Annotated in this window: 21 protein-coding genes, 1 tRNA gene and 1 pseudogene; 2 read left to right on the top strand and 21 right to left on the bottom strand. The window is 39.5% G+C overall.

Features of this window, described 5'->3' with window-relative positions; genetic code table 11:
* Window positions 1–194: 194 nt before the first annotated feature.
* The 6 genes from HT708_RS01815 to pbp2a form a co-directional block, all read right to left on the bottom strand.
* Window positions 195–266: transfer RNA gene (locus HT708_RS01815), tRNA-Glu, on the bottom strand.
* Window positions 267–360: 94 nt separating this feature from the next.
* A complete protein-coding gene (locus HT708_RS01810; protein ID WP_023939860.1) occupies window positions 361–840 on the bottom strand; it encodes a sigma-70 family RNA polymerase sigma factor in 480 nt (159 codons plus the stop codon).
* Window positions 841–959: 119 nt separating this feature from the next.
* A complete protein-coding gene (nusG, locus tag HT708_RS01805; protein WP_000376739.1) occupies window positions 960–1,496 on the bottom strand; it encodes a transcription termination/antitermination protein NusG in 537 nt (178 codons plus the stop codon).
* 54 nt (window positions 1,497–1,550) lie between these two features.
* Window positions 1,551–1,727 carry a preprotein translocase subunit SecE gene (gene secE / locus HT708_RS01800; protein WP_001210991.1) on the bottom strand — a complete coding sequence of 59 codons (177 nt, stop codon included), beginning with the start codon at window positions 1,725–1,727 and terminating at the stop codon, window positions 1,551–1,553.
* A 9-nt stretch (window positions 1,728–1,736) separates the two neighbouring features.
* Complete coding sequence (rpmG, locus tag HT708_RS01795; RefSeq protein WP_014017356.1) at window positions 1,737–1,889, bottom strand: 50S ribosomal protein L33; 153 nt, start codon at window positions 1,887–1,889, stop codon at window positions 1,737–1,739.
* A 52-nt stretch (window positions 1,890–1,941) separates the two neighbouring features.
* Window positions 1,942–4,137: a penicillin-binding protein PBP2A gene (gene pbp2a, locus HT708_RS01790; RefSeq protein ID WP_172925901.1), complete on the bottom strand. Its 2,196-nt coding sequence runs from the start codon at window positions 4,135–4,137 to the stop codon at window positions 1,942–1,944.
* An 86-nt stretch (window positions 4,138–4,223) separates the two neighbouring features.
* Here pbp2a and HT708_RS01785 point away from each other — a divergent pair, with 86 nt between their 5' ends.
* Window positions 4,224–5,099, top strand: coding sequence for an RluA family pseudouridine synthase (locus HT708_RS01785; protein ID WP_100104595.1), 876 nt, complete (start codon window positions 4,224–4,226; stop codon window positions 5,097–5,099).
* A 68-nt stretch (window positions 5,100–5,167) separates the two neighbouring features.
* On the opposite strand, the gene gap is transcribed toward HT708_RS01785, so the two are convergent.
* The 15 genes from gap to HT708_RS01710 all read right to left on the bottom strand — a co-directional run bounded on the left by gap (window position 5,168) and on the right by HT708_RS01710 (window position 21,159).
* On the bottom strand, window positions 5,168–6,175 hold the full coding sequence (gene gap, locus HT708_RS01780; RefSeq protein ID WP_100104596.1) for a type I glyceraldehyde-3-phosphate dehydrogenase: 1,008 nt from the start codon (window positions 6,173–6,175) through the stop codon (window positions 5,168–5,170).
* 176 nt (window positions 6,176–6,351) lie between these two features.
* Complete coding sequence (locus tag HT708_RS01775) at window positions 6,352–7,653, bottom strand: ABC transporter permease (protein WP_171039216.1); 1,302 nt, start codon at window positions 7,651–7,653, stop codon at window positions 6,352–6,354.
* A complete protein-coding gene (locus HT708_RS01770) occupies window positions 7,622–8,305 on the bottom strand; it encodes an ABC transporter ATP-binding protein (RefSeq protein ID WP_007284917.1) in 684 nt (227 codons plus the stop codon). The genes HT708_RS01775 and HT708_RS01770 overlap by 32 nt, the downstream gene beginning before the upstream one ends.
* Before the next feature lie 305 nt (window positions 8,306–8,610).
* The gene (locus tag HT708_RS01765; RefSeq protein WP_172925900.1) at window positions 8,611–9,531 is read right to left on the bottom strand and encodes an XRE family transcriptional regulator; all 921 of its coding nucleotides are present in this window, start codon (window positions 9,529–9,531) and stop codon (window positions 8,611–8,613) included.
* A gap of 123 nt (window positions 9,532–9,654) precedes the next feature.
* Window positions 9,655–12,306 carry a bifunctional acetaldehyde-CoA/alcohol dehydrogenase gene (gene adhE, locus HT708_RS01760; protein ID WP_172925899.1) on the bottom strand — a complete coding sequence of 884 codons (2,652 nt, stop codon included), beginning with the start codon at window positions 12,304–12,306 and terminating at the stop codon, window positions 9,655–9,657.
* Window positions 12,307–12,577: 271 nt separating this feature from the next.
* Window positions 12,578–12,988, bottom strand: a complete 411-nt coding sequence (locus HT708_RS01755; protein ID WP_172925898.1) for an MORN repeat-containing protein — start codon at window positions 12,986–12,988, stop codon at window positions 12,578–12,580.
* Window positions 12,975–13,415, bottom strand: a complete 441-nt coding sequence (locus HT708_RS01750; protein WP_143952546.1) for a low molecular weight protein-tyrosine-phosphatase — start codon at window positions 13,413–13,415, stop codon at window positions 12,975–12,977. Before HT708_RS01750 ends, HT708_RS01755 begins: the two co-directional genes overlap by 14 nt.
* A gap of 46 nt (window positions 13,416–13,461) precedes the next feature.
* Complete coding sequence (yajC, locus tag HT708_RS01745) at window positions 13,462–13,761, bottom strand: preprotein translocase subunit YajC (protein ID WP_000445811.1); 300 nt, start codon at window positions 13,759–13,761, stop codon at window positions 13,462–13,464.
* Window positions 13,762–13,877: 116 nt separating this feature from the next.
* A complete protein-coding gene (tkt, locus tag HT708_RS01740) occupies window positions 13,878–15,854 on the bottom strand; it encodes a transketolase (RefSeq protein ID WP_172925897.1) in 1,977 nt (658 codons plus the stop codon).
* A 115-nt stretch (window positions 15,855–15,969) separates the two neighbouring features.
* Window positions 15,970–16,593, bottom strand: a complete 624-nt coding sequence (locus HT708_RS01735; RefSeq protein ID WP_000932634.1) for a hypothetical protein — start codon at window positions 16,591–16,593, stop codon at window positions 15,970–15,972.
* A gap of 50 nt (window positions 16,594–16,643) precedes the next feature.
* Window positions 16,644–17,630, bottom strand: coding sequence for an RNA-binding cell elongation regulator Jag/EloR (gene jag / locus HT708_RS01730; protein ID WP_000260000.1), 987 nt, complete (start codon window positions 17,628–17,630; stop codon window positions 16,644–16,646).
* A gap of 17 nt (window positions 17,631–17,647) precedes the next feature.
* On the bottom strand, window positions 17,648–18,472 hold the full coding sequence (locus tag HT708_RS01725; protein WP_000728104.1) for a membrane protein insertase YidC: 825 nt from the start codon (window positions 18,470–18,472) through the stop codon (window positions 17,648–17,650).
* On the bottom strand, window positions 18,447–18,818 hold the full coding sequence (gene rnpA / locus HT708_RS01720) for a ribonuclease P protein component (protein ID WP_000739252.1): 372 nt from the start codon (window positions 18,816–18,818) through the stop codon (window positions 18,447–18,449). The genes HT708_RS01725 and rnpA overlap by 26 nt, the downstream gene beginning before the upstream one ends.
* 147 nt (window positions 18,819–18,965) lie before the next feature.
* Window positions 18,966–20,156: an acetate kinase gene (locus HT708_RS01715; RefSeq protein WP_000167760.1), complete on the bottom strand. Its 1,191-nt coding sequence runs from the start codon at window positions 20,154–20,156 to the stop codon at window positions 18,966–18,968.
* 49 nt (window positions 20,157–20,205) lie between these two features.
* Window positions 20,206–21,159 carry a class I SAM-dependent methyltransferase gene (locus HT708_RS01710; protein ID WP_138699995.1) on the bottom strand — a complete coding sequence of 318 codons (954 nt, stop codon included), beginning with the start codon at window positions 21,157–21,159 and terminating at the stop codon, window positions 20,206–20,208.
* A gap of 335 nt (window positions 21,160–21,494) precedes the next feature.
* On the opposite strand from HT708_RS01710, the pseudogene HT708_RS01705 reads away from it, so the two are divergent.
* A pseudogene (locus HT708_RS01705) lies at window positions 21,495–21,879 on the top strand (transposase family protein); the annotation flags it as partial.

Here is a 21,879-nt window from a genome sequence, read left to right as displayed (position 1 = left end):
CATTGTTCAGTACTACAACCTTGGTTGTAGTGCCCTGCACATTGGTTCGTCTTGTTCAGTTTTCAAAGGTCTTTGTCACTCGCTTCTCTCAAGCGACAACTATATTAGTATATCACAGTCACTTTCGTTTGTCAACACTTTTTTTGAAACTTTTTAATCTTTTTTTCATCAAGTGTTCCAACCGCAACATACTATAGTCCGTACGGGATTCGAACCCGTGTTACCGCCGTGAAAAGGCGGTGTCTTAACCCCTTGACCAACGGACCAGAGTTGTTATTTTCAACTCTTACTATTATACCGACTTTTTCAGACTTGTCAACACCTTTTTCTAATTTTTTTTCATTTTTTTTGCATGACTTCCTAATGGCTACGGATGTCAAACTCTTTAAACACAATACGTAAATCTCTTAACACTCTTTGACGCCCTCGGAAGCGTTCATCTCTTAAGATGCGTTCTAATTCTTCTTGTTGCTCTTTAGTTTGTTTATTTCTATAATTTCTTAGTGTTTCATGAAAGAGATAATAATCGTCTAGCCAGAGTCCTCCATCACTTATACGATGACTGATTTCACCCACTTCTTCATAAGGTTCTTTATCATATCTTCGTTTGTGGCTTTCTTGCTTACGGATATAGTCTAAAATTCGATTTCGAAACTTGGTTTTGAAATATTTCCTTAAACGAGGAATATCTTCTACTAGTCCTTCTTCTCTACTAATCAATTCATGTAAGCAAATCATTCCCTCTTGGTTCCAGTCCGATAGCTCCCATAAATGAAGGTAATATTCATTTCTACACTTATACACAGTTCCTTGGACTTCTTCATACAATTCTTTAATCATAATTTTCCCCTTTCTAGATACAGTCTAACAGATTAGAAACACTTTTGTTCCATTTTCTCCATTCTGTTCTCTACACCGTCTCAACTGCACAAAAAAGAGAGGCTCAGCCTCTCTCAGGGTTATAATTCTGCGATTTGGTTTAGGTTTACTTCTGCAACTGTGTCATTACCAAACATAGAGATAATCATTTTTACTTTGTTATTATCAATTTCTGTAATCTTACCAGTGTAGTCTGCAAAAGCACCATCAATAATACGTACGGTTTGACCAACCTCAACATCGAAATCAAATTCTTGAACAGTTTGTCCCATAGATACCAAAATGTCACGAATTTCTTGTTCCAATAATGGAGTTGGTTTTGATCTGTTCCCGTGTGATCCTACGAATCCTGTAACGTTTGGTGTGTTTCGCACAACAAACCAAGCTTCATCTGTCATGACCATTTCTACAAGAACATAACCTGGAAATCGATTTTCTTCTACTTCTTTTCTCTTTCCATTTTTTTCAACTTGCACTGTTTGCGTTGGAATTTCAACACGTAAAATATTATCCAACATATTGTAGGTTTGCGCACGTTGCAATAGATTTTCTTTTACCTTATTTTCATAACCAGAATAAGTTTGTAAAACAAACCACCCTTTATCAAAACTATCCATGATATTTCCTTTCATAAATAGAAGATTTCTAGTGTAATTAACTCCACTAACCTTCTAAAAAATGTTAATAAATCGAATCAAACCTGAAACAATCAACTGGTCAAAAATGTAAATAATTACTACAAAGAAAGCTGTGTATTCCATAATAGAACGAAAATCTCTCCAGCTTTCCTTGCGAGTTGGCCATGTTGTGTCTTTAAGAAGTCTAAAAATATCTCCAATAAAACGCATCGCTCTCTCCTATCTCGTTTCTCTGTGTGTAGTGTACTTGCCACAATGTTTACAAAATTTATTTACTTCTAGTCGTGTAGGCTTGGGGGTTCCACTGATCTTGATTGAATAGTTTCTCGAACCACAAACCGCACAAGCTAGGCTTGCTTTTTTTAGTGCCATAACGCCTCCATCTTATCTATTATAACAAGAAAGCTAGGCTTTGACAAGCATCTTAGCGAAATAGATTGACTACCGAATCCCATATTGTTTGAGCCTTTTCCTTAATCTTCGCATCCGAGATAGCCCGACTAGCCTCATCTACTAGACTTTGCGCACGTCCTCGAATATCAGACAAATTATCATCTGTCTGGCTATTATCATTGGTTTGTACTTGTCTTTTTGTATTGGCTGGTGCAATTCCATTTTGCTTATAAGCATTTTCAACCGTAAAGGTACTTCCTGGCGTATAAGGTAAAATGGTATTTGCAATATTTCTAAAGACATGGGCTGCACCGTTTGAAGTAGAACCTGCTAGATAGTGATTTTCATCAGTGGTCGGAAAACCAAGCCAATGACTAATCACCACATCAGGAGTATAACCAATCACCCACTGGTCACTTGTGTACTCCGGATTGAAAACTGCTTCAGTTGTTCCAGTTTTCCCTGCCATGACATAGTCTGCAGGCGATGAACTAATACCGGTTCCGTTAGTGAATGTACCCAACATCATACTGGTCATCTTATCAGCTACAGACTTATCAAGCACCCGTTTTTGTGAATGTTTATGGCTAGCAATAACTTGTCCACTAGCATTTTCAATTCTACTAATAAAATGTGCTTCCGGCATTAAACCTTCATTTGCAAAGGCAGCATATGCTTGAGCCATTTGCAGAGGATTGGTTTCGACACCACTTCCCAAGGCGACGCCAAGAACACGGTCGACCTTTTCCATGTTGAGTCCGAATTTTTCTCCTGCCTCAAAAGCCTTATCAAGGCCCAAATCATTAACAATGGCAACAGCAGGTAGATTAAGCGATTCTGCCAAGGCTTGATACATAGGAACTTCTCGACTCGTTTTAATTCCTGCATAGTTATCAACCTTATAGCTGTCATACTGCATGGTATGGTTATCCAAGAGCTTATTCAAAGCCCAACCTGCCTCAACTGCTGGCGTATAAACAACTAAAGGCTTAATTGTAGAACCAGGGCTACGTTTTGATTGAGTTGCATAGTTGAAATTCCGGAATCCAGTTTTATCATTGTCAGCAACTTGACCGACAACTCCACGAACTCCTCCTGTTTTCGGTTCAAGAGCTACACTTCCTGATTGTGCAAATGTTCCATCCTCTGCTCTCGGAAATAGCGCTGTGTTTTCATAAACAACCTGCATATTTGCTTGGTAGTTTTGGTCCAGCTCTGTATAAATGCGGTAGCCATTATTGACAATTTCTTCCTCTGTTAGATTATACTTAGAAACAGCTTCATTAACAACCGCATCAAAGTAAGAAGGATAGCGGTAATCTGAGATTTTTCCTTCATACTTATCGTGCAATTGCGAAGTCATATCAACTTCTGCAGCTTCGGTTTCTTGGTTTTTATCAATATATCCTGCTGCAACCATATTTTGTAAGACAGTGTCGCGACGATTAGTTGAATCTTCTACGGAATTCAAGGGATTATACAATTCCGGCCCCTTGAGCATCCCTGCCAGAGCCGCAGCTTGATCCAAACTCACTTCTGATGCAGAAACTCCAAAGTATTTCTTACTCGCATCTTCTACACCCCACACACCATTTCCAAAATAGGCATTGTTAAGGTACATGGTTAAGATCTGATCCTTACTATATTTTTTTGTTAATTCTAAGGCAAGGAAAAATTCTTTCGCTTTTCTCTCAACAGTTTGATCCTGAGACAGATAGGCATTTTTAGCCAACTGTTGGGTAATAGTAGAACCACCACCTGAACGACCAGCAGTGACAATCGCCAAGAAGAAACGGCCATAGTTAATCCCGTCATTTTTATAGAAAGAACGGTCTTCTGTCGCAATAACAGCATTCTGCAAGTTTTTACTGATGTCAGTCAGCTCAACATAGGTTCCCTTTTGACCAGACAAGGCACCAGCCTCTTTTTCTTCACGGTCAAAAATGATAGTCCGAGTTTTCAAGGCGTTTTGCAAATCGTTAACATTGGTTGACTTAGCTACAGCAAACAAATAGGTTCCAACTAACAAGCCTGCACTCAAACCTAGTATAAGGACAATCTTTGTTAAATGATAACGACGCCAGAATTTTCGAATCGGACCCACTTGGGCTAATTTTTTTCGATCACTACGAGAGCGACGTAAGCTAGTAGACCCAGAATCCTCTGATTCACTTGTTTCTTTTTTAAAAAGAGAAAGAAATTTCTCGAATAATTTATCTAATTTCATGCGTTTATTTTATCATCTTCATCATAGGAAGACAAGAATTTAGCTATTTCCTATCCAAATAGGGCTTTTTTTGTTACAATATCTGTATGAAATTCACATTTACATTACCAGACTCTCTACCTCCAATGACGGTTAAGCAATTACTGGAGGAACAACTCCTTATCCCTAGAAAAATCCGTCATTTTTTAAGAATCAAGAAACACATTTTGATTAATCAGCGAGAAGTTCATTGGAACGAGATGGTAAGTCCTGGAGATGTTTGCCAGTTGACTTTTGACGAGGAAGATTATCCCGAAAAAGAAATCCCTTGGGGCAACCCAGACTTAGTGCAGGAAGTTTATCAAGATCAACACTTGATTATTGTAAACAAACCAGAGGGGATGAAAACGCATGGTAATCAGCCAAACGAAATCGCCCTTCTTAACCATGTCAGTGCCTATGTTGGCCAAACCTGCTATGTCGTTCATCGTCTGGACATGGAAACCAGTGGCTTGGTTCTCTTTGCCAAAAATCCTTTTATCCTGCCCATTCTCAACCGCTTATTGGAGAAAAAAGAGATTTCTAGGGAATATTGGGCGCTTGTTGACGGAAATATCAACAGCAAAGAACTTGTTTTCAAAGACAAAATTGGGCGTGATCGCCATGACCGCAGAAAACGAATAGTTGATACAAAAAATGGGCAATATGCTGAAACGCATGTAAGCAGATTAAAGCAATTCCCAAACAAAACGACCCTTGTCCGTTGTAAACTAAAGACAGGGCGAACCCATCAGATTCGTGTGCACCTTTCGCATCATAACTTCCCTATTTTGGGCGACCCTCTCTATAACATCAATTCAAAGACGAGTCGGCTTATGCTCCACGCCTTCCGACTGTCCTTTACCCATCCGCTTACTCTAGAGAAATTAAGCTTCACTGTCCTATCAGATACTTTTGAAACAGAATTAAAAAAGAATGGATGATTGTGTCATCCATTTTTAAATATTTGAAAAGCAAGACCAAGAGGCCTTGCTTTTTATCGACTCAAGAATTATTTAGCAATTTTTGCGAAGTATTCAAGAGTACGAACAAGTTGTGCAGTGTATGACATTTCGTTGTCGTACCATGATACAACTTTAACCAATTGTTTACCGTCAACGTCAAGGACTTTAGTTTGAGTTGCGTCAAACAATGAACCGTAAGACATACCTATGATATCTGAAGATACGATTGGATCTTCTGTGTAGCCGTATGATTCGTTTGAAGCTACTTTCATAGCTGCATTCACTTCATCAACAGTAACGTTCTTTTCAAGAACAGCTACCAATTCAGTAACTGATCCAGTTGGAGTTGGAACGCGTTGTGCAGATCCGTCAAGTTTACCGTTCAATTCTGGAATTACAAGACCGATAGCTTTAGCAGCACCAGTTGAGTTAGGAACGATGTTTGCAGCACCAGCGCGAGCACGGCGAAGGTCACCACCACGGTGTGGTCCGTCAAGGATCATTTGGTCACCAGTGTAAGCGTGGATAGTAGTCATCAATCCTTCAACAACACCAAAGTTGTCTTGAAGAGCTTTAGCCATTGGAGCCAAGCAGTTTGTAGTACATGAAGCACCTGAGATAACTGTTTCAGTACCGTCAAGAACGTCGTGGTTAGTGTTGAATACAACTGTTTTAACGTCGTTTCCACCAGGAGCAGTGATAACAACTTTTTTAGCTCCACCTTTAAGGTGTTTTTCAGCTGCTTCTTTCTTAGCAAAGAAACCAGTAGCTTCAAGAACGATTTCTACACCGTCAGTAGCCCAGTCGATTTGTTCTGGATCACGTTCAGCAGAAACTTTAACGAATTTACCGTTAACTTCGAATCCACCTTCTTTAACTTCAACAGTACCGTCGAAACGACCTTGAGTTGTGTCGTATTTCAACAAGTGTGCAAGCATAACTGGATCTGTAAGGTCGTTGATGCGTGTAACTTCAACACCTTCTACGTTTTGGATACGACGGAAAGCAAGACGACCGATACGTCCGAAACCGTTAATACCAACTTTAACTACCATTAGTGATTTCCTCCTTATGAAAATCATGAAATTTTTATTGTGAAAAGAGTAACTTGAATCACTACAAATCACCTTTCAACAAACCTATTATATAACTATTTGAGTTGAATTGCAAGTATGGGCATTGTTTTTCTATGTTTGTTTCTTTTTAAGGCTATAAATCAAGAACTTCCTTACTATTCATATCGTAGCGATTCTACAGGATCCATTTTACTAATTTTACGCGCTGGGAAGTAGGCTGAGACATAACCAAGTAATAGAGCGAAAGCTAGAGTTCCTAAAACAGATAAAAGATTTAATTCAAAAACCTTAGTGATAGATGGGTAAAAGTGATTTACAACCGCATTCGCCAAACTTCCCACCCCTTGTGCAACCAAAAATGCCAGCAGCAAGGCGATCCCTACAATCCAGATAGCCTCGTAAATAAAAATTCCTTTGACATCACGATTTTGATAACCAACTGCCTTCATGACACCTATTTCCTTAGAACGTTGCATAATATTGATGTAAATGATGATACCAATCATGACCGCTGCTACCACAATAGCTTGTGATGAAAGTACAATCAACAATCCCTGAATGACACGAATAAAAGTAATCACAATATCAAGAACCTTCTGTTGAGAAAGAACAGTATACTTCTTGTTTTTCTGCAATTCTTCTGTTATCGCTTTTGTTTGTGATGGATCTTTGAGTTCCAAGATAAAATAAGATACAGCTTTTGTAAATCCAGCCTCTTTCAAAATCGTTTCCATTTGATAAGACGGCATGAAACTGTTGCTGTCCTCCAAGTCATCTTCATCATTGATTACACGTACAATCTTTGTTTGAAATTGAGCAGTCTTGCTAGCTTCAGCATCATTTTCTACAATGCTGGCTGAGACTGATTTGCCAATAATATCACTAGCTGTCAGATTTTTTCCTGTCTGTTCATTCCAATTTTTTAGTAAACTGATTGGAATCGTCAATCCCTGTTCATTTGAATCCGTATAGAGGGAACCGGCTAATACTTTGTCCGCCTCATTACTACTAACAGAAATACTTGTATCCTCATATAGACTCACTACTTGAGCATAAGAAGGCATCGTTTGACTCAGATCCATTTCTTGACCATCTATAGTCATATTTGACATGATCATCCCAAAAGGACTCTCCAAATATTTAATAGCTTCTTTCCCAACTGTATCCGTGATATAGTTCTTATCATCTTGGTTCAAAAAGCCTCGTCCAACATTTTTTGTGTTTAAAGCAATCTGAACTTGAGAAGGGATTTGACCTCCATTCGTATTTTCATCAATCATCGAAATCAATGCATTTCCCAAGCCGAAAGAAATTAAGACTCCTACAAAACCGATTGAGGTTGCTAGCGCAATCAATAGATTACGCCACTTTCTTTCCATAAAGTTATTTAAAGAAAGTTTGAATTTGTTTTTCAATGATAATCCTTTATTTTTTGACTTCTTCAACGATTTCACCATCCTTCATTTTGATAATCACATCTGCATACTCGGCAACCTCTGGATTATGGGTTACGATCAATACTGTTTTCCCTGTTTGGGCTAAATTTTTAAATACCTCCAATACCATTTCTTGAGATTGAGAATCCAGCGAACCCGTTGGCTCATCTGCTACAATCATATCTGGCTGATTTACCAGTGCACGCGCGATTGCTACACGTTGCTTTTGCCCACCAGAAAGTTGTTTAACATTTTTAGCTACAAAAGGCTCCATGCCCAAGTTACTTAATTGCTCCTTTGCAACCATTGTCATCTCCCTGTCAGATAAATCTTTGACATAGAGAGGTAGCTTGACATTGTCCAAAACAGACTGATGAGGAATGAGGTTAAAGTTTTGAAACACAAATCCAATCTTATCTTTACGAAATTGAGTTAGTTCAATCTCTGATAAGTCACGGAGGGATTCCCCTTTAAACTCTAAATCTCCTTCATATTGTCTATCTAAACCGCTGATGATATTGAGTAGACTGGTTTTGCCACAGCCTGATGGACCGTAAATCGCTGTAATTTTACCTTTTGCAATCTGCAGGTTAACATTTCTTAGAGCCTGCTCTTGATGTTTACCGTCCAAAGTGTAAAACTTTGAAATATTTTTAATGGATAAAATGGACATTCTTTCCCCCTTGTTTAAAACTGTTATCGTCATACATCACACTTATAGAAAATCCTTCAAGTTGATTGACCCTATAGGCCTACTACTTAGAATTTTCTCTCTATTGCCTCGTTTGCTTCTGGATGTATATCAAGTAATACTCTTCGAAAATCAAATTCAAACCACGTCAACGTCGCCTTGCCGTACTCAAGTACAGCCTGCGGCTAGTTTCCTAGTTTGCTCTTTGATTTTCATTGAGTATAAAATTCATTGTAACAAAAAAGCGGCATTCTCTCAATGACAGAAATGTCACTCCTATAAACTCTTTAACGATATCTTTCTAGATCCTCGCTCCATTCATTATCTAAACTAACGAGTAACTTCTCATTACCAAACATCCTCGCCATCATTTTTGCTTCTTCATACTTTTGTTTGGCTGTATCATGATCGGTATGAATATAATATTTCCACTCCACCATCAAGACAATCGGTTGCTTTTGGAAATCTCGTGTTTTTTCAGAAATCCAATTAAGTTTTTCCACAGCTAACTTAAATAACTCTAAGTCATTCAATAATTCACAACTTCCCAGCCCTGCAAATAACACATCACGAACAAGAAATAAATCGTCCGTACTGCTATTTTCTACGTTATTACATACTTTTTGAAACATTAATTGAAGTTTCTGCTGTTCGCTAATAGATAACTGTCCTTTTTTTATATTTTCTAAATAACTACACAAAAAATACAATCTAATTTTTAAAAGGTCTGAAAAGGAAAATTCTCTTTGATTCCATAGTTCCTCAAAAGATTCATCTAAAAGCGCTATTCCATACTGTTCATTATCCGTCGCTCTCACTTCATCTATTGCTTGAAGACAATCCACTATCATCTTCTCATCACGGGGCAGGTCATCATAAAAACACTCAAAAATCTCATCAAAATATTCTTCCTTTTGTTCCTGCAACTCCTTGTCCCCATAGTCAGGATGATGTAAAAGAAAGTACTTTAATTCTTGATAACGCTTCGGTAATTCCTTATAATCTGGCATCAAGACGTAGGACGGAATTTCTAATCTGTCTGCAATATATTCTAGGGTTTTTATCGTCGGGCGAAATTCTCCTTTTTCTATCCGCACCAACTGACGGACTGATAATTCAGACTCATCCCCGCAAAAAACTGGACGACTAAGTCCTTTCTCCTCTCTTAAAAGTCGCACTTTATCCCCTAACTCATTTATCTTGTTCATTTGCCCCTCGCATGATTATAAAAGATTTGATTTTCAAATAAATATATGCGATGATTATACCATTTTTCAAATAGAATTACAAAAAAAGAGACAGGAAATTCCTGCCTCTAGGCTGATAAACAATTATTTGCGGCGTCCTGGTCTTTCTTTGTAGCCATAGTAAGCATCTGCCATGATTTCTTCCATGTCAGCTACCATTGGCAAGCGTGGGTTAGCAGGTGAACATTGATCTTCATAAGCAAGCAAGGCAATTTCATGCAAGCTGTCTTTCCAAGCTTTTTCATCAATTCCTTGGTCTTTGAAGTTCATCTTGATACCTACTGCAACACCAAGTTCATAAACAGCTTTAGCGTATGCTTCAACTGCTTCTTCTGGAGTTGAGTGAGGTAAACCAAGCATTCTAGCAATGTCTTGGAATTTCTCATCAGCCTTCCAGTAGTTGTATTTAGGCCAAGTAGTAGTCTTAGATGGACGAGTTCCATTGTAACGGATAACGTATGGAAGCAAGATTGCGTTTGTACGTCCGTGAACAGTATGGTGAACCGCACCAATCTTGTGGGCCATTGAGTGGCTCATACCAAGGAAGGCATTAGCGAAGGCCATACCTGCCATTGTAGAAGCATTATGCATTTTTTCACGTGCTTCTGAATCAGCAGTCTTAACAGATTTTTCCAACCATTCAAAGACAAGTTTGATTGATTGAAGGGCGATACCATCTGTGTAGTCGTTAGCGAAGTTTGAAGTGTAGGCTTCAGTCGCGTGAGTCAAGACATCCATACCTGTGTCAGCAGTAATGAAATCTGGAACTGATTCAACCAAAGCAGGGTCAACAATCGCAATAGTTGGTGTCAATGAGTAGTCAGCCAATGGATATTTACGGTTGTTTTTCTTATCAGAGATAACAGCAAATGGTGTTACTTCTGAACCTGTACCAGAAGTTGTCGGGATACCGATGTACTTCGCTTTCTTACCAAGTGATGGGAAGCGGAAGGCACGTTTACGGATATCCATGAATTTTTGAACCAAGTCACGGAAGTCGACTTCTGGTTGTTCGTAGAAGAGCCACATAACTTTAGCCGCATCCATTGGTGAACCTCCACCAAGAGCAATGATTGTATCTGGTTCAAATGCTCTCATAACCTCAGTACCACGTTCTACAGTTGTGATATCTGGATCTGGTTCAACATCTGAGAAGACTTGGACAGTTACACGGTTGTTACGAGCGTTCAATTGATCGATAACACGTTGAACAAATCCAAGTTTTTCGATTGATTTGTCCGTAACGATCATAACGCGTTCAATATCTTCACATGTTTGAAGGTATTGGATAGAATTGCGTTCGAAGTAAATTTTTGAAGGAACTTTAAACCACTGCATATTATTTCTACGTTTCCCTACTTTCTTGATGTTTAGAAGGTTAATAGCGCTCACGTTATCCCCAACAGAGTTGCGTCCATATGAACCACATCCAAGTGTCAATGATGGGATGAAGGCATTGTAAACGTCACCGATACCACCGAAAGTAGACGGAGAGTTCCAAATAATACGCATTGCTTTGATTTCTGTACCAAATCGTTTAGCAAGTTCTTCGTCTTTTGTATGGATAGCTGCTGAGTGACCAAGACCATTGAACTCAACCATTTGACGAGCTTTCTTAAGTCCGTCTTCAGTATCTTCAGCTTTCAATACTGCGATGACTGGTGACAATTTTTCACGAGTCAAAGGCTCGTTTTCTCCTACTTCCTCACATTCTGCAGCTAAGATGTTTGTTCCTTCTGGTACTGAGAAACCTGCTTGTTCTGCAATCCATGTTGCTGGCTTACCAACGATGTCAGCGTTCAATTTTGCACCAGCACAGTTCTTGCTATTTGCTTTTGCTCCAAAACAGAATTCTTCTAGGAGAGCTTTTTCTTTTTTGTTTACAAAGTAAGTATGATAAGATTTAAATTCTGCTACAAATTCATCATACACTTCTTTGTCAATGATAACTGCTTGCTCTGATGCACAGACCATACCATTGTCAAATGATTTAGACATAACGATGTCATGAGCTGCTTGACGAAGGTCAGCTGATTTTTCGATGTAGGCAGGAACGTTTCCGGCACCTACCCCAAGAGCTGGTTTACCACATGAGTAAGCCGCCTTAACCATGGCATTACCACCAGTAGCAAGGATTGTTGCAATACCATCATGATTCATAAGAGCAGCTGTTGCTTCCATAGATGGTTCTGTAATCCATTGTACACAGTTTTCAGGAGCTCCAGCTGCGATTGCTGCGTCACGAACAATTTGAGCTGTGTGAGCAGAAGATTCTTGAGCTGATGGGTGGAAGGCAAACACGATTGGATTACGTGTTTTCAAAGCAATCAGTGATTTGAAAATAGCTGTTGAAGTTGGGTTGGTTGTTGGAGTGACACCACAGATTACACCAACAGGTTCAGCAATCTTCGTCAAGCCTGTAATTGGATCATCTTCGATAACTCCAACTGTTTTAACTCCGCGCATGTTATTCACAACATGTTCACAGGCAAAAAGGTTTTTTGTCGCTTTGTCTTCAAATACACCACGACCAGTTTCTTCAATTGCATGTTGTGCTAGGATACCGTGCGCATCAAGAGCTGCAACTGAAGCTTTCGCTACGATGTAGTCAACTTGTTCTTGGTTCAACTTGCGCATTTCATCAAGCGCAACCAAAGCTTTTTGTACTAGTCCGTCTACATGCTTCTCAGCAGCGAGTTGTTTTTGCTCAGGTGTAACAGTTTTTTTATCAGCCATATTTTCCTCCATAGCCTTTAAGGATTTTATCCTTTGTTAATTTTTTCACAAGTTCATTATAACTCTTTTTTTATGTTTTGTAAACAGTTTCATAAACATTTCACAAAGAATTTTTGCGATATTGTGAAATTACTCTCAAATACGTTATAGTATCAGCTTTTAACTAGATGATTGTGAAATAACAACAAAAAAATTTTTATTTCACAAGCCTAACAAACAGATAGAAAACGCTTTCTTGTTTTGTGTAAAAAAACCTCCTTGTCAGGAGGTCTTATTTTTGTTGAAAGATGCCTTGTTTGAAGGTCCCTTCATAAACGACTTCTTGTTCTGTTATTAGTTTCCCTTTTCCTTCAGCCTGACCATTTACAAAATCCCCTTCGTAGGTCCAACCTTCTTTAGATTGAAAGGTACCTTGGCCATTAAAGGCTCCATTGTTGAAACCACCTGTATACTGGTCTCCATTTTGGAAGGTAATGGTGCCTTGCCCATTCATTTTACCACGGACAAGACTGCCGTCGTAAACAATTGTTCCATTATCGAGTTTTAAGACACCTTTTCCGGGAATATTTAGAAAAAAGACTAGTACCGCACAAAAAACAATCGTTACTGCGGCTAAAATCTCTAAATGAGAACGACTCAGATAGACATGATATTTTCCATAGAAATTCTTAAAATTCTCCATATTCACTCTCCTCTAAACGTTCTAACCACACTTGGCATCCCTCTTGAACACGCCGATAAGTCTCTTCAAAATCTCCTGTATACCAAGGATCTGGAACACTTTCAGATGCAAATAAGTGAATCTTATCTTGACAGTCTCCTGGACACATCTGACGTAAGTCAGAAACATTTGAAGCATCCATTCCGATAATATAATCAAAGTCTTCAAAATCTTCCTTACTAATCTGAAGCGATGTTTTGCCTTTTTCATACGGAATCTGATACTGTTGAAAAATCCCTTGAGTGCCCTTATGAATCGGATTGCCATGTTCCCAAGAGGAAGTCGCTCGACTTTGGATTTCGTAGTTATCTGTCATTGATTTCATAACAAACTCAGCCATAGGGCTACGGCAAATATTTCCCAGACAGACAAAGACTAGTTTTTTCATCCCATTTCCTTTCTTCTATAGAAAAACGGGAGTTAGTAATCCCGTCTTATTTTTCAATTGCACCTTCGAGTGAAGCTGTTTCTTTAAGTGGTAATACGGTCTTGATAGCAGCTAGTTCAAAAGTCAAGTAAACTCCATCTACATCAAGAACAATCGTTCTTTTCTCCGTATCTACTTCATCAACTGTTCCGTAAAGTCCACCGATTGTAATCACTTCATAGCCTTTTTGCAGTTTGTTTAAACTTTCCATACGTTTTTGTGCTTGTTTCTTTTGAGAGCGTTGCGTAAAGAACATCAAGCCAACCATAGCCACAAGAATGATTAAAAATGTATATTGTGATTCCATTATATTCTCCTTTGTCTTTTACATAGGACTACTATATCAAATTTCAGCTACTTTTACAAGATTGTACCTTACTTTTCTAGTAAGAAAAACCAGAGCTTGCGCCCTGATTTTTAGGATTATTTCAAGTTTTGCACAACTTTTACAACATTTTCTACAGTAAAGCCATATTCTGCCAATACTTTTGGTGCTGGGGCAGAGGCTCCGAAAGTATCAATACCTAGAACGGCACCATCGAGACCAACATATTTGTACCAGTTTTGACTTGCACCCATTTCGACTGCAACACGACGGCGAACTGCATTTGGAAGAATTTCTTCCTTGTATGCTGCATCTTGTTTATCAAAGACATCTGTAGATGGCATGCTGACTACACGGACTTTTGCTCCTTGACTAGCCAATTCTTTGGCAGCTGAGACAGCAAGATTAACCTCTGAACCTGTTGCAATCAAAATCGTATCAAAGTCTGATGCATTTTCATAAACGACATAAGCACCTTTTGCAACCTTGTCGAAGTCTGTTCCCTCTTCAACAGTCAAGTTTTGACGTGTCAAGACAAGAGCAGTTGGTGTTTTCTCACTTGTCACTGCAAGGTACCAAGCTGCTTGAGTTTCACGCGCATCTGCTGGACGGAAAACATTTAGATTTGGCATAGCACGAAGACCTGCTAAGTGCTCAACTGGTTCGTGCGTTGGACCGTCTTCTCCAACTGCGATTGAATCGTGGGTAAAGACATAAGTCACAGGAAGTCCTTGTAAGGCTGACAAGCGAACAGCTGCCTTCACATAGTCAGAGAAGACGAAGAAAGTTCCACCGTATACACGAAGTCCACCGTGAAGGGCCATCCCGTTCAAGATCGTTCCCATGGCAAATTCACGAACACCAAACTGAATGTTACGGTTCAAGCGATTAGCATCGTCTTGAAGTCCGTCTGTTTTAATGTAAGTCATGTTTGAGTGAGCTAGGTCAGCTGATCCACCTAGGAAGGTTGGTAACTTAGCTGCCACAACGTTCAAGGCATCTTGGCTTGAGTTACGAGTTGCTTGAGAGAAGCCATTTTCTAAGGCTGGGAAGTCTGCTGGAGTCACTTCAACTGGATCACGGCCGTCAATGATGGCCTCTACTTCTGCAGCCAATTCTGGGTGAGCTTCTTTATAATCAGCAACTAATTTAGTCCATGCTTCATAAGCTGATGCGCCACGGTCTGCAACATGTTCTTTGAAATCAGCATATACTTGTTCTGGGATTTCAAATGGTTCATAGTCCCAACCGAGAGCTTGACGAGTAGCTGCAGTTTCATCTGCTCCAAGAGGAGCACCGTGTACGGCACTAGTTCCCTGTTTGTTTGGAGAACCGTATCCAATAACCGTCTTCACTTCAATCAAAGATGGTTTACCTGAAGCTTTAGCTGCTTCGATAGCAGCATGGATTGCTTTCAAGTCTGTTCCATCTTCAACCAAGGCAGTATGCCAACCGTAGGCATTGTAACGGTCACGAACACTTTCTGTAAAGGAATCCTTTGTCTCACCATCCAAGTTGATGTCATTTGAATCATAAAGAACAACCAACTTATCAAGTTTTTGCAAACCTGCGTATGAAGCCGCCTCGCTTGAGACACCTTCCATCAAGTCTCCGTCTCCACAGATAACGTAAGTATAGTGGTCAAAGATATTGTAGCCTTCTCGGTTATATTTGGCTGCCAAGAAACGTTCTGCTTGGGCAAAACCAGTAGCAGTTGAAATCCCTTGCCCTAGAGGACCTGTTGTAGCATCAATCCCTGCTGTATGGCCAAATTCTGGGTGACCTGGTGTTTTTGAACCCCATTGACGGAAGCTCTTGATCTCATCCATACTAACATCTTCAAAGCCAGAAAGGTGAAGAAGGGCATAAAGAAGCATTGAACCATGACCAGCTGAAAGAATGAAACGGTCGCGGTTAATCCAGTTTGGTTGAGCTGGATTGATACGAAGTTGTTTTGTAAAGAGGCTGTAAGCCATCGGAGCTGCTCCCATAACCACACCTGGGTGACCTGAGTTGGCTTTGTTGATAGCGTCAATACCTAGGAAACGGATTGCATTAACAGATAGATTTGACATAGAATTTCCTTTCTATTTGAGGTGATTATTGAATCACACATTCTATTCTACTATTATATGAAAAAATACATAGAATAGCAATTAAACAATTCGACGTAAATAAGTATTCTATTTGCTACCCTCTGGTCGCCTGATAGTAGGGAAGTAAGCGCTCATAAGCTTCATCTAATTTTTCTAAAATCACTTCCAATGATTGATTTTCAATAAAAGAAACATCTGCCTTAACTAGCACTTTTCGGACTTCCTGATTGGATAGTTTATTTCTTAAAATTTGACGATTTTCTTCGTTCGCCTCCCACCGTTGACTTTGGCCATCAGAGTAGGCTAGATAATAAATTCCTTTAACGGTTGGAATGTCTAAAATCTTGGCCTGTTTCTCTAAAGTTTGCTCATCCTTCTTACGTTCGATGAAACTGACTTCCAAAGAAATTCCAAAGTCAGTAGATATCCCATACAAACGTAAGGCCATCATAGGTTCTGTCACTTGTCCGTCTCTCTGTAGATAAACCCAAAAATGTGGTCTCAAACGCTGGGCCTGATTCATCCACTGACTAGTCTGTTGGAGTTGCCATTCTGGATGGCTTGCTTGAAAGGCTTTGGCCAGTTCTGTAAAAGCCTTTCGGGCCTCTTGTCCTTTGTGGCGGAATGCCAGCATCTTCTCTCGCTCTGCTCCCGCTTTATCAGGATTACGGTACTGCAAACCAGCAAAGTCTAAATAGTCTCTTATCTTATTCAACATCAGTTTAACCTCCTCTAGCTAGCAAAAAATCAGGTCAACCCTGATTTTACTTATTCTGTATCTACAACGACATAGCGATTGGGCTCATCACCTTCAGAGTAACTAGTCACACCATCCATACGTGAAATAATACGATGGATAATCTTGCGTTCGCTATTTGACATTGGATCTGTTTTATGACTGCGCCCTTCTTCCAAAACACGAGTCGCCAATTTTTGCGCATAGGTCTGCAAAACTTCTGCACGGTGTTCAACATAATCATTGACATTGATTGTAATATAGAAGGTTCTTGAATAGCTATTATAAAGATAATTTTGAGCCAACAGTTGCAAGGACTTCAAGACTTTACCATGGTAACCGATAATACGACCTGGTTCGTTGGTGTTAATTTGTAGATTGATGCTACGACGGTTATAGTCATTTGAAATCGTCGCCTCAACGTCCATGTCATCCACAATCGCTTGAACATAGGCAGTCACATCCGTAGCCACCTGGGCAATATCAAAGCTCGGTTCAACTTTCAAGCCCATCTCTGTCAAGTCTTGATTTTCAGTCTGGTCTTGCTCAGTTTCAAGGTCATCAGCGCCCGTTTCTTCCCTCATCGCTTCCTCGATTTGAAGTTCATTTAAAATCTCAATGTGACCAGTTTCTTCTAAGATAGTGCTGGCATGTCTTTCATGTTTTAAGATTTCAGCCTTGACTTCATCAGAAATACCTTGACCTTCTTCCTCAATCTTTTTAATTGCCTCTACAACATGACCCAAATCAACGGTCGCTTCACTAACTGTTTTAACAGGCTCATTCAAATCATTGATTTGTTTTGGAACTCCCTTTACAGCTTGTTGATTTGCTTTGACAACAGTCGTTTCACTAATCGCTTCAATATGCACTTGGGCTGGTTTTTTACCAAATAAACCAAGAAACCCTTTTTTCTCACGAGAAATGACTTTAATATGTGCCTTCTTCCTTGGAATATCTAATTCCTTCAATCCTTTCTGGATTGCTTCTTCAACGGTTGAACCTGTAAATACTACCATTACCAGATTCCTCCTTATTATTTCGTTTTCTGAGCCTTTTTCTTGGCTTTTCTTTTTCTATTTTCCAAATCTTTCTGTGCCTGTACTACAGCCTCGCGCTCTGCGATAATCTTGAATGGATTGTTCAAGAAATAGGTTTGCAAGACTTGGTAAGCATTGGACACTGTCCAGTATAGGGCAACTCCACCTGGCGCATAAACTGCAAAGATAAAAATCAAGACTGGAATCCCATACATCATCGCTGTCGTAGCTCCATTACGCTCAGACAAGGCTTTGTTGGACAACCAAGTACTTAAAAAGGTGAATACTGCTGCTAAAATCGGAAGAACAAGGGTTGTATCTACACCACCAAGGTTAATCCATAAGAAATGACCTGTCTTTAAAAAGTCAACTCTTGATAGGGCTTGGAACAGGGCCAAAATAACCGGCATCTGAATCAAAATCGGCCAAAGAGAGTCTGACTGTCTGACACCCATTTCTTTAAATACTTTACGCATTTCCTTCTCTAGTTTGGTTCTGCTTTCCATATCTCGACCTGGATATTGTTCTCGAAGCGCCTTAATGCGTGGCTGAGCTTCCTGCATTTTCCTAGAAGCCACCATTTGCACCTGAAAGACTGGCAAGAGGACTGTACGAATCAAGACCGTAAAGAGAATAATCCCCACTCCGATACTAATATCAAACGATAAAAAGCGAATGATTTCCGCAAAGAAGTAAACAAATTTACTCCAAAAATCAGCCGAATTGGCTGTAATATCGCTAGTTGTCCCACTAGTCGCACAGGCTGTCATGATCAATAGAGACAGTCCTAGCAAACTAGTCAACTGTAGTTTCTTTTTCACTCCCATTTCCTTCCTGGTAAATCTTTGATAATTTTAATACGTGGAGTAGATTTCTCTCCATCTCTGCGTATCCCAAGGTTTCAACCCCTTTTCGAGCAATGACAACAAAGTCGACATCTTCTACCAGACTCCCTTTTGCATTCTGGATAACATGCCGAATCCGTCGCTTAATTTGATTTCTAGTGACGGCATTCCCCAGTTTTTTGCTAACTGATAGACCTACTCGAAAATGATTTTTCTGGTTTTCTAGTTGGTAGACGACAAATTTGCGATTGGCAAAACTTGTCCCCTCCTTGAAAATCGCCTTAAAATCTTTCTCTCTTTTTACACGAAAGTTTTTCTTCAAAACTCAACTCCATCTATTAAATTACTACTATTATACCATATTTTTCAAAAAAGCCAATCATAGCAAGGTTTTGCACAATTTCATCAGAAAAAGGAGCCGGAAAATCTCTTTCCCAACTCCTTGTATTGAATATTTTTTTAGTTTCACTTATTTTTTCAAGCGTTCAACATCACGGGCAATGACTAATTCTTCATCTGTTGGAATAACCAAGACACGGATCTTCGCTGCATCTGTTGAGATGTCTCCTGTCACACCAAAGATATTCTTTTCATCATCAACATCACAACCAAACCACGAAATTCCTGAGATTACATCATGACGGAAATTTTCTGCATTTTCACCAACACCTGCTGTGAAAACAATGGCATCTGCTCCATTTAGTACTGCAAGGTACTGACCGATATGTTTTTGAATACGGTCAACATACATTTCATAAGCCAAGCTAGCGTCGTGATTCCCTTCTGCTACAGCAGCTTCTATGTCACGCATATCGCTAGAATTAGCAGAAACTCCCAAAAGACCCGATTCACGATTAAGAACACTACTGATATCTTCTGGTGTATTAAAATCCTCTGTATATTGCATTAAATAAGGAATGATAGCTGGATCAATGTCCCCTGTACGCGTTCCCATCATAATACCACCCAGAGGAGTGAAGCCCATAGAAGTATCAACAGATTTGCCGGCTTGCACAGCTGTAATTGAGCCTCCGTTACCAATATGACAGGTAATCAACTTCAAGTCTTCTAATGGACGTCCCAAGAGTTTTGCAGCTTCTCCTGCTACAAACTGGTGACTTGTACCATGAGCACCGTATTTACGAACCTTGTTTTCTGTGTAATATTTTGTTGGTAGAGGGTAGCGATAAGCTTTCTCTGGCATACTTGCGTGGAAGGAAGTATCAAAAACAACTACACTGGTAATGTCTGGCAACAATTCCTTGAAGGCACGAACACCTGCTGCATTGGCTGGATTGTGGAGAGGAGCCAACAAACTCAACTCTTCAACTTTTTCTAAAACATCCCCCTCAACAACTGTTGATTCTTTGAAATATTCTCCACCCGCAACAACACGGTGTCCAACACCTGTAATCTCATCATAAGCCTTGATAATATCGAAACGAATCAAGTCATCCAATAAGATTTTAACAGCTTGTGTGTGATTTTCGATATCTAAAATTTGTTGTTCAGAACGGCCATCAAATTTTACAGTTGAAATTGAATCTTTCAAACCGATACGTTCAATCAAGCCTTTCGCCAATACTTTTTCTTCTGGCATTAAGTATAATTGCCATTTTAAACTTGAACTTCCTGCATTTATTGCGATTGTTTTTGTCATTATCAATTACCTCTTTTAAGCGTTTTCAACTATTATAACAAAATCTATTTTATATTTCAGTACCTTTGCTCCAATTTTGAAAATTTTCTTTGAATTTCATTAAAATGCTTGCATCTTGCAAGCTAGCAAGTGGATACACAAAAGGCTCTACTGCTATTTCATTTTTCTTCTGTAAGATAAAAATAGTCTTAGATTGGTTGACATTGGCAAAGAGATTTTCAGGCAGACTAATCATAGCAACCAGACTCGCCTCTTCTTTCAGCCACCCTTTTAACAAATCACTTTGAGGGCTGGTCAACAAATCACTCGGAGCTAGAAAAATAGCGTATCCGTCTAACTTGAGATACTTAAGCCCTTGTTCCATGAGCAAGTGATGGGCGTAAGTATATTCTTGGCTAGAAGCAACTTGATGACGCGACGCAACGGCATCATCAGGATAATAGCCGACCGGCAAGTCGCTGATGACCACATCGCTTTCTTTGAGCATTTGTGGACGAACGGCATCTCCTTGGACAAAGCCAGCCTGCAATCCGATCACGTCTGCCATGCTAGCTGCCAAATCAATCAGCAAATCATCCACTTCCATTCCCAAGTAATCCACCTTTTTATCAAGCGAGGTCAAGAAAGTAGCGCCCAGAATTCCCATGCCAGAACCCATTTCGAGGATAGTGATTTCTTCCTCTGTAAACAACTCTTCCACAATAAATACCAAAAGCAAGGCAATAGCATCTGGCGTAAACTGGTGATTAGCCTGCAGGGGCTCTGTCTGCCCAGCCTTCATCAAGAGAAACTGGTAGGTCTTGAGCCATTCTTCTTTGAGAAGCGCTAAGCGTTTAAGAGCCTGATTGTTCTCCTTGACCTGATTTAGCTCAGTCTCGCCATCCAGATAGATGCTATTTTGCTCCACTAAGGCGTCATAAAAGTTGGTCGCCAAATCATTTTGGATGACTTGGACATTCTCTAGTAAATAGGTATAAGCTTGTTCAATTTTTTCAAAATCCATATTCCTATCTTATCAAATTTCCCTTCTTTTTTCCATCCTTATAGAAAGTCCTATATGAAAGAGTATAAATGACAAGTTGGGCATCTAAATCTGATAACAAAAGTTTTTCTATAGACCCTTGGCAGGGATGTTTATTCCGACAAATGGTCATAGAAATATAGCCGCCCAACTTCCCTAGAGAAAAAACGAAGCATGAATTGACTTACTATTTTTACAGAGTTTTCCAAGTGTTATACTAAGTTTCCATTTATATCTTTTCCCATTTTCCCAACAAAATTTTAAAGAGTTTTTATTTATTAGACTTCCTGCGAAACAAAACATGGTATAGTAGTTCTATGAATTATGAAGCAAGTAAACAACTAACTGATGCACGATTCAAGCGTCTTGTTGGTGTTCAGCGCACCACTTTTGAAGAGATGTTAGCTGTATTGAAAACAGCTTATCAAGGTAAACACGCAAAAGGGGGACGAAAACCTAAACTAAGCCTAGAATACCTTCTTATGGCGACTTCAATATGTGCGAAAATATCGAACTTATGAACAAATTGCGGCTGATTTTGCTATTCACGAAAGCAACTTAACCCATCGGAGTCAATGGGTTGAAGTAACTCTTGTTCAAAGTGGTTTTACGATTTCAAGAACTCCTCTCAGTTCTGAGGACACGGTAATGATTGATGCGACGGAAGTAAAAATCCATCGCCTTAAAAAACAATTAGCGAAT

Source organism: Streptococcus sp. 3613, from assembly GCF_013277375.1.
Taxonomy (GTDB): Bacteria; Bacillota; Bacilli; order Lactobacillales; family Streptococcaceae; genus Streptococcus; species Streptococcus pseudopneumoniae.
This window is presented reverse-complemented; position numbering and strand designations above follow the sequence as displayed.